Origin of the sequence: Lutibacter sp., assembly GCF_041562875.1 — a bacterium.
Lineage (GTDB): Bacteria > Bacteroidota > Bacteroidia > Flavobacteriales > Flavobacteriaceae > Lutibacter.
This window is the reverse complement of record NZ_JBFFOE010000106.1, coordinates 1-7,943: the sequence shown is the minus strand read 5'-3', so window position 1 is coordinate 7,943 and position 7,943 is coordinate 1. Positions and strand designations below refer to the sequence as shown.

The following is a 7,943-nucleotide window of genomic DNA, read 5'->3' as shown; positions in this document are numbered from 1 at the left end:
TTTATAAAATGTAATTTAACTCAAAAACAACGCTTTTAACTCAGTAGCATCAGATGGTTTCATTTTTCCTGAAAGAATTAAACTTAATTGTTTTCTTCTTAAAGCACCTTCATAACGTTCTTTTTCAAGATCGGTTTCAGGAATAATTTTTGGAATAACAACAGGAGTTCCAGTATTATCAACAGCAACAAAAGTGTAAATACCTTCATTTACCTTGCTACGTTCCTGAGATTCTCTGTCTTCACTCCAAACATCAACATAAATTTCCATGGACGATTTAAAAGCACGTGTTACTTTCGCTTCAATAGTAATAACACTACCAACAGGAACTGCCCTGTTAAATGCTACGTGATTTACAGATGCAGTAACAACAATTCGTCGTGAATGGCGTCGTGCTGCAATACTACAAGCTCTGTCCATTCTTGCTAATAATTCACCACCAAATAAATTTCCTAAAGGATTGGTTTCTCCAGGTAAAACAATGTCAGTTAATATCGTTAAAGACTCTTTAGGTGTTTTTACCATAAATTGTATTTTTAAGCAAAGATATTGCTATTTTATTAAAAAAGAAGGTGAAAAAAATGGAGTTTAGTATTCTTTTACCAGTAACCAAGCGTCTTTAGAATCTGTTTTTTTTATTTTGTTTAACATGTTAATTGCGTCATTTATAGTATTAAAACTCTCGTAAGAAACCTGTGTTAAATTCCATTTATTAATACCTAAAATTTTAGCGTTAAACCCTTTTTCTAATAATTGGTGTAGTTTTTTTTCAGCATTTTCAGGTTCTCTAAATGCACCTGCAATAATGTGATAATTATAAGTTTCTTTTACTACATTTAAAGTAATTGTAGGTAGCGGATTGCTAATTACAAAAGTAGCTTCTTGTATTTTTTTTTCAACTTGTTGCTGTTGTGCATTACTTTGAGCAACTAAATTATTGTATTCAAATTTTTGATATTCTTTCCATCCAACAGTTCCTAAAGCAAAAATAATTGCAGCTGCAGCCGCATATTTAATAAATATAGGAGTCTTTCTTTTATTGTCTTCGGAAGGAAGAATTGGAACAATAGTTTCTAATTGCTTCACTTTCTCTTTGTAAACAATACGTTTCACAGCAGGTGAAACATAAGAACTTAATCCAAAAGATGAAGTTAAATAGTTAATAACAGTAGTAGGCTCAAAAATTATTTTTCCATCAGAATTTAAATGAAAAGAACCGATATTTTCTAGTTCAAGTTCTTCATTCATTAAAGAAATACTCCAAGTTGCAACTTCTTTTTCAATAGTTGAAACAGCCTCAGAATAAGAAATATTTTCAGAAGTAGCTATATAATTTGCTAATAACCCATCGTTATTTTGCAGGTGCGAATTAAATGTTAGCTGTTTTGAAGGCGCATAAAAAGTATGCGTAAAGTGATTTACTTTGGCCGAAATTTCATTGGTTACAAAACCCCCAAAATTTGGCACAATCACACATTCATATCTGTATAATAAATCGCTTATGTAGTTTGCTATTGTCATTAAAACAAATATATGAGAAAATCTACCTTAAAAATAAGAGTTGTTGCATTTTTTATTAACAATAATTTTATATATTGACAATCAAATTGTTAAAATATGCTTGAAGAAGATTTGCTATACGTTTTAGCGTTACAACGTGTAAAAGGTATAGGTGATATTAACGCAAAAAAGTTAATTGCTCATTGTGGAAGCGCAAAAAATGTACTTACTGCTAAACGACACACCCTCGAAAAAATTAATGGAATAGGCTCTTTTACGCTTAAAAACATATTTGATTCAGCAAATTTAAAGGAAGCTGAAAAAGAACTTCAATACATTCAAAAAAATAGTATTGAAACGCTCTATTTTACAGATGAAAATTATCCTGAAAGATTAAAACATTGTGTAGATGCTCCTATTTTATTTTTTAAAGAAGGAAATTTTGAATTAAAAAATCAAGCAATTATTAGCATTGTTGGAACTCGAAAAATAACAAGTTATGGAAGAGATTTTTGTGAAAAACTAATTTTCGATTTAACAGCATACAATCCAATTATTGTAAGTGGTTTTGCTTATGGGGTAGACATTTGTGCTCACAGAGCTGCTTTAAAAAACAATTTACAAACCATTGGCGTTTTAGCGCACGGTTTTGAAGAAGTATATCCTAAGTCACATAAAAAATATGTTTCTGAAATCAATAAAAATGGAGGTTTTATTACTGATTTTTGGCATAATGATGAATTACAACGAGAAAATTTCTTAAAACGAAATAGAATAGTTGCTGGTATTTCTGAAGCAACTATCATTATTGAATCTGCAGAAAAAGGAGGCTCATTGGTCACTGCTGACATTGCAAATTCATACAGTAGAGATGTTTTTGCCGTTCCAGGAAGAAGCACAGATTTGTATAGCAAAGGATGTAACGATTTAATTAAGAGAAATAAAGCAGCAATTTTAACTTCAGCAAACGATTTAATAGAACTATTAAATTGGGAATTAGAGCCAAAACAACTAAAAGTTATTCAAAAACAATTATTTGTTGAATTGACTGAAGTTGAGCAATTAATCTATGATTTCCTATTAGAAAATGGGAAACAATTATTAGATTTAATTTCTTTAAGTTGTAAATTGCCAATTCATCAAACAACTACATTATTATTTAATTTAGAAATGAAAGGTGTTGTAAAACCTTTACCAGGAAAACTGTTTGAAGCTGTTTAAGTTTTTCAATAAGAAATAGTTAAAAACAACTAGAAAGGATACAAAATTAGTAAGTTTGTGACTTAAATTTTTATATGATTGAAATTCCAAAACAAGCCAAAGCACTTATTTTCGATTTAGATGGGACTATTGCCAATACCATGCAAAACCATTTTACAGCTTGGCGAAAAGCTGTTTCACCTTATGGAATAGATTTTAACGCGAATTTGTTTATGAGTTTAACAGGAATGCCTAGAACAGCAACCATCGTTAAATTGAATGAATTGTTTGGTACAAAGATGAATCTAAAAGAAGTAGGTGCTATAAAATCAACACATTTTAAAACGTTGGTTGATTTAACGAAAGAAATTTCTGTAGTAGCAGATGTTGTTAGAAAGTATCACACTATTTTACCCATGTCTGTTGGAACAGGAAGCACAAAATCTGGAGCAAAAAAAACGTTGGAAGTGGTTGAAATGTCTCACTTTTTTGATATTGTAATTACTGCCGATGATATTGAAAATCCAAAACCGCATCCTGAAACATTTTTAAAATGTGCAGAATTAATGAAAGTTCATCCTCATGATTGTGTTGTTTTTGAAGATGGCATTCTTGGAATACAAGCAGCTAAAGAAGCAGGAATGATGGTTATTGATATAAATAATTATTTCAAAATGGAGTTTACATTTTAGGTTTAAAATAAGAATTTCATTTGAAATATTTTTTAAAAAAAATCGTCTAAAAAATTAATTTTAGACGATTTTAAATTTTAAAAACTATTAGCTTAGTTCTTTAAAGTCACTTCAGTACGTCTGTTGTTCCTACGACCTGCTGCAGTAGCATTTGTGTCAATTGGTTTGCTCTCTCCAAAACCTACAGTTGTTAATCTATCAGCATTTATACTATTTGAAATTAAATAATCTCTAACAGCATCTGCTCTACTTTGAGATAATAATTGATTTGACCTAGTTGACCCTACACTATCAGTATGACCCGCAATTACAAAATCTGCTTGTGGATAATCTTTAAATATCGTAGTCATTGCTTTTAAGATATCTATAGATTCTTTGTGGAAAGTTGCTTTTCCTGTGTCAAACAAGATAGTTCTTGCATATTCATTTAAAGTAGCCATCACCTCAACAGTTGGTGCTACTGGACAACCATTATTTGAAGCTGGACCAGGAACTGTAACACATTTATCATCTTTATCTAATACACCATCTCCGTCAGTATCTGGCCATGGACAACCTTTATTGTCAGCTGGACCTGCAACAGTTGGACAAGCATCATCTTTATCAACAACTCCGTCACCATCTGTATCAGGACAGCCTTTGTTTGCTTTTGTTCCTTTTTCATTTGGACAAGCATCATCTTTATCAGCAATTCCATCTTCATCTGCATCTGGACAACCATTTAATGAAGCTAAACCGAATACGGTTGGACAAGCATCTTTAGAATCTTGAATTCCATCACTATCAGTATCAGGACAACCGTTAAATGCAGCCAATCCAAATACATCTGGACAAGCATCATTTTTATCATAAATACCATCACCATCACTGTCTGTTCCTCCAAATTTAATTACTAAACCTAACGAATGCTGAAAATGTTGCACTATTTCGCTATCAAATGTGTGTTTGTATTTAGACTCAACATTTAGTCCAATATTATCACTCAACCAAATATTAAATCCTAAACCACCATTAGCTGTAGCAACACCTAAATCATCTAACCAAGTATAGCCACCTCCTAATGTTACATATGGATCAAACCATGAAGTTTCTCTTGCCATATTATTAAAGTTATACTTTAAGGCACCATCCAATCCAAAATAGGCTAAATCGCTTACGCTATTGTCTCCAACTTTAGTTATTTTGTTTAAAGTACCGGCTGCTTCAATACTAAAACCACCCGCTAAATATTTACCTACAGTTATTTTTGATACTGCAGGAAGAATGTTGTAATGGTCACTTGTGTTAAAATACTCGTCAAACCAAGCTCCATGTCCTGAAATACCTGGATTTGTAGGATAAAAATCTACTGCGTTTACGCCAATGCCTATAGCCCAAGGATTATTTTTGTCCTGTGCATTTACATTGCTTAAACCAGTAACTAACAATAAAGCCACTATGGCCATTTTTAAATGTTTCATGTTTTGTAAGTTTATTTAAAGTTAAATATTTTAGGTTCCAATAGTATAAATCTAATTGGGTATCCCCTTTCTTTATGGAGTAAAGTTATGTCACAAAACGTTTAAAGAGTTACATAATTGTAATAATACCTTACATAATTCATACCTTTTTTAGTAGTATACTTTTGATAATATTTTTTAATGCCATATAAATTGAAAACAGGAGTGAAATACCTTTAGTAAATACTTGAAGATAGACATGGAAAAAAGGCTGGTTGCTATGTAAACGATTATTCTGAAATTAAGTTTAAGATTTAAATTTTAAAAGTCAGAGACTAACATCATTTAGTTGCCTGTAAAAAACAAAAAATCCCAGCCGTTTTTCAACAGCAGGGAATTTCCATATCAAGGATATTTAATAAACTCTTATTTCAATTTAAAAGTTACACGACGAACTAATTGACGTGCGCCTGTAGAATTTTTGTCTACTGAAGCATCTTCACCACCACCGCGAACAGTTAAACGGGCAGCGTCAATTCCTGAAGCAACCAATATTTCTTGTACTTTATTTGCTCTTTTTTCAGAAAGTTTTTGATTGTAAGATACATCTCCAAGTTCATCAGCATAACCAATAAGTTCCGCTTTCGCTTCGGGATTTTCATTCATATAGATAATCAAGTAGTTTACTGATTGCAAAGAATAATCTTCTGGAGTTGTACTGTTAAAACTGAAATATACATTTACATAACCATTGTCAATCAATTCTTTGATAATATTTCCACCTTGAATGTCTGCTTTATTTGCGTAACGAGCATCTAAAGGCGCTAACATTATATCTGGAATACCATCGTTGTTTAAGTCAACAGCACGACCTTTTGAATCTACTGCTGCGCCATTAACAGTATTAGGTTCTTGATCTAAATAGTTTGCAATTCCATCATTGTCGCTGTCTCTCATATCAGTTTCCACTTTAGTAAGACGTAGATTCAAAGAATCAATTTCGCTTCTTAAGGTATTTTCTTCTGAATACCAGTCGGCATGAATGGCTTTTTTACCTAAGTAAAAAGTTAAACCAATATTTGCATTCACAATTACACCATTGACCCCTCTTACTTGATTGTTTGGAAGAACTGAGCTTAAGCTCTGTGCCCCATCCCAAGTTACATCTTGTCTAACGTGATTAATCATACTTAAATCACCGGTAAGTGCCAAACGGTCGGTTAATTTTATTTGAGGAGTAATACCAACAATAAAATTCAACATTTGATCACCTTTGTTGAAATCTCTTGGGTATTTTGGTTTGTTTAAGGAATATCCTATACCACCATGCAATAACACATTAAATGTATTTGTCCAGTTTCTAAAATCAAGCACATTACCTAAATTCACAACACCTTGTATACTGGTTCTGTAATATCCAGATTCAAATTCCTGGCTTTCATCGCTATTTGAGATGTTGTTATATCCACCATCTAGTTTAAAACCAAGTTTTTCATTAATCATATAACGCACTCCAAGACCAACTTGCCATAGGCTTGGAGTTTCAGCGACATATCCTGAGCTGAAAGGAGTAGTTACCTTATGAACTCCAGCTTCTGCTTCAACTGACCATTGGTTGTAATTTTTTTCTTGTGCGTTTGCAGTGATGGCTCCGAAGAGTAGTAAACTAATAATAATTTTTTTCATGTTTTAAATATTTTAGGGTTAATCAATTTAGGGCGCAAATATATTTATTTCCACAGGGTTAAATTTGCTAACAAATCTAACTATTTTAGTTAAGAGTCTGTTACACAATTGTAATAATACCTTACATAATTCACATCTTTTTTCAGTAGTATACTTTTTAATTTAACTTTTACTGAACCAAAAAGAAGGATGGTAAAACTTCAGTAAATATTGAGTTTGCTGTTTATGTTATTAAAATTGGCTAATTAACCCCGATTCCCATTCGTCTAAAAAATCATTTATTTCTTCAATAAATTCAGTTGGTTTTTTAGTTCTGTTTATGGTACAATGAATTACAATTTTAGTTTTTTCAGGTGAAAAACCAGTGGTAATTGTCCACGATAAAGCATTTGGGCAATCTAATAAAGTAAAACGAACTCCACCATTTATTTTATCATAACTAATATTAAATTCGCCCCAAAGCGTGCCTCCTTTAAAATTATTGTAGTTTTCTTCCAAAAAAAACATAGAATCAGTAAATTTTTCTAAATTTTCTGGATTTATACTCATTTGAATTACTTCTTCTGTTACCTGTTTATCAATGATTCTAAAAAACTCCATACTACTTTTTTTTACGTGAATTTATACTTTCAATAACAACCGTTGTAAGAATTAAAAAACCTCCAATTAATGTATTTCCTGAAGGAATTTCGTTTAATAACAAGAACCCAAATATAATTCCATAAATTGGTTGTATGCTACTCATAATACTTGCTGTGCTAATAGAAAAATTCTTAAAGCTCATTACAAATAATGTATGTCCAATTGAAGTAGTCACTAAAGCTAAAACTAGTAATGCTTGCCAATCGCTTGTTGTAGGATTTACTTCAAAAATGAATAATACGGGCCATAAAACCAACGTAATAATTACCATCTGATAAAACATCAACATTGAACCATGGTAATCGGCTGTTTTTTTCTTTATTAAAATATTCCGAATTGCATAAAATACAGCTGAAATTAAACCAAAAAACACCCCTTTTGTGTGATTATTTTCTAGGTTGAATTCTGGTGATAAAAAATAAACACCAATTAAAACAATGATGCCTAAAAGTACATGTTTTATATCTAGTTTTGTTTTAAAAAAGAGTGGTTCTAATAGCGCTGTAATTACTGGATACGTAAATAAAGAAAGCATTCCAATAGCAACATTTGATAATTTTAAAGCATAAAAATAAGTAATCCAATGTGCTCCAAAAAACAACCCGCTTAAAATAATGGTTCCCCAATCTTTTTTGTGTTTGATTTTTAAATCTATTTTTTTATACCAAATATAAGCACCTAAAATTGCAACAGCTAACAAACAACGCAACCAAATTGTAACTGGCGGAGGCATTGAAATATACCTACCTAAAATACCTGATGTACTTACCAGTAAAACAGCTAT

Annotated in this window: 8 protein-coding genes; 2 read left to right on the top strand and 6 right to left on the bottom strand. The window is 31.4% G+C overall.

The features are described 5' to 3' along the window. Positions 1-15: 15 nt before the first annotated feature. Together ABY863_RS11675 and ABY863_RS11670 are read right to left on the bottom strand one after the other, a co-directional pair. Positions 16-525 carry an acyl-CoA thioesterase gene (locus ABY863_RS11675; RefSeq protein WP_372795026.1) on the bottom strand — a complete coding sequence of 170 codons (510 nt, stop codon included), beginning with the start codon at positions 523-525 and terminating at the stop codon, positions 16-18. A gap of 63 nt (positions 526-588) precedes the next feature. Then, positions 589-1,521: an SPOR domain-containing protein gene (locus ABY863_RS11670; protein WP_372795024.1), complete on the bottom strand. Its 933-nt coding sequence runs from the start codon at positions 1,519-1,521 to the stop codon at positions 589-591. Positions 1,522-1,617: 96 nt separating this feature from the next. Between ABY863_RS11670 and dprA the strand changes: the two genes are divergently transcribed. Next, a complete protein-coding gene (gene dprA / locus ABY863_RS11665) occupies positions 1,618-2,721 on the top strand; it encodes a DNA-processing protein DprA (RefSeq protein WP_372795022.1) in 1,104 nt (367 codons plus the stop codon). 74 nt (positions 2,722-2,795) lie between these two features. Next, complete coding sequence (locus ABY863_RS11660; RefSeq protein WP_372795020.1) at positions 2,796-3,392, top strand: HAD family hydrolase; 597 nt, start codon at positions 2,796-2,798, stop codon at positions 3,390-3,392. A gap of 92 nt (positions 3,393-3,484) precedes the next feature. On the opposite strand, the gene ABY863_RS11655 is transcribed toward ABY863_RS11660, so the two are convergent. The 4 genes from ABY863_RS11655 to ABY863_RS11640 all read right to left on the bottom strand — a co-directional run. Beyond that, a complete protein-coding gene (locus ABY863_RS11655; protein WP_372795018.1) occupies positions 3,485-4,852 on the bottom strand; it encodes an OmpA family protein in 1,368 nt (455 codons plus the stop codon). A 405-nt stretch (positions 4,853-5,257) separates the two neighbouring features. Beyond that, positions 5,258-6,517 (bottom strand): OmpA family protein, encoded by a 1,260-nt coding sequence (locus ABY863_RS11650; protein ID WP_372795016.1) that lies wholly within the window; start codon positions 6,515-6,517, stop codon positions 5,258-5,260. A gap of 231 nt (positions 6,518-6,748) precedes the next feature. Continuing rightward, the gene (locus ABY863_RS11645; protein ID WP_372795014.1) at positions 6,749-7,117 is read right to left on the bottom strand and encodes a hypothetical protein; all 369 of its coding nucleotides are present in this window, start codon (positions 7,115-7,117) and stop codon (positions 6,749-6,751) included. A 1-nt stretch (position 7,118) separates the two neighbouring features. Next, positions 7,119-7,943, bottom strand: an 825-nt coding sequence (locus tag ABY863_RS11640; RefSeq protein WP_372795012.1) for a DMT family transporter, incomplete at its 5' end; no start/stop codon positions are given.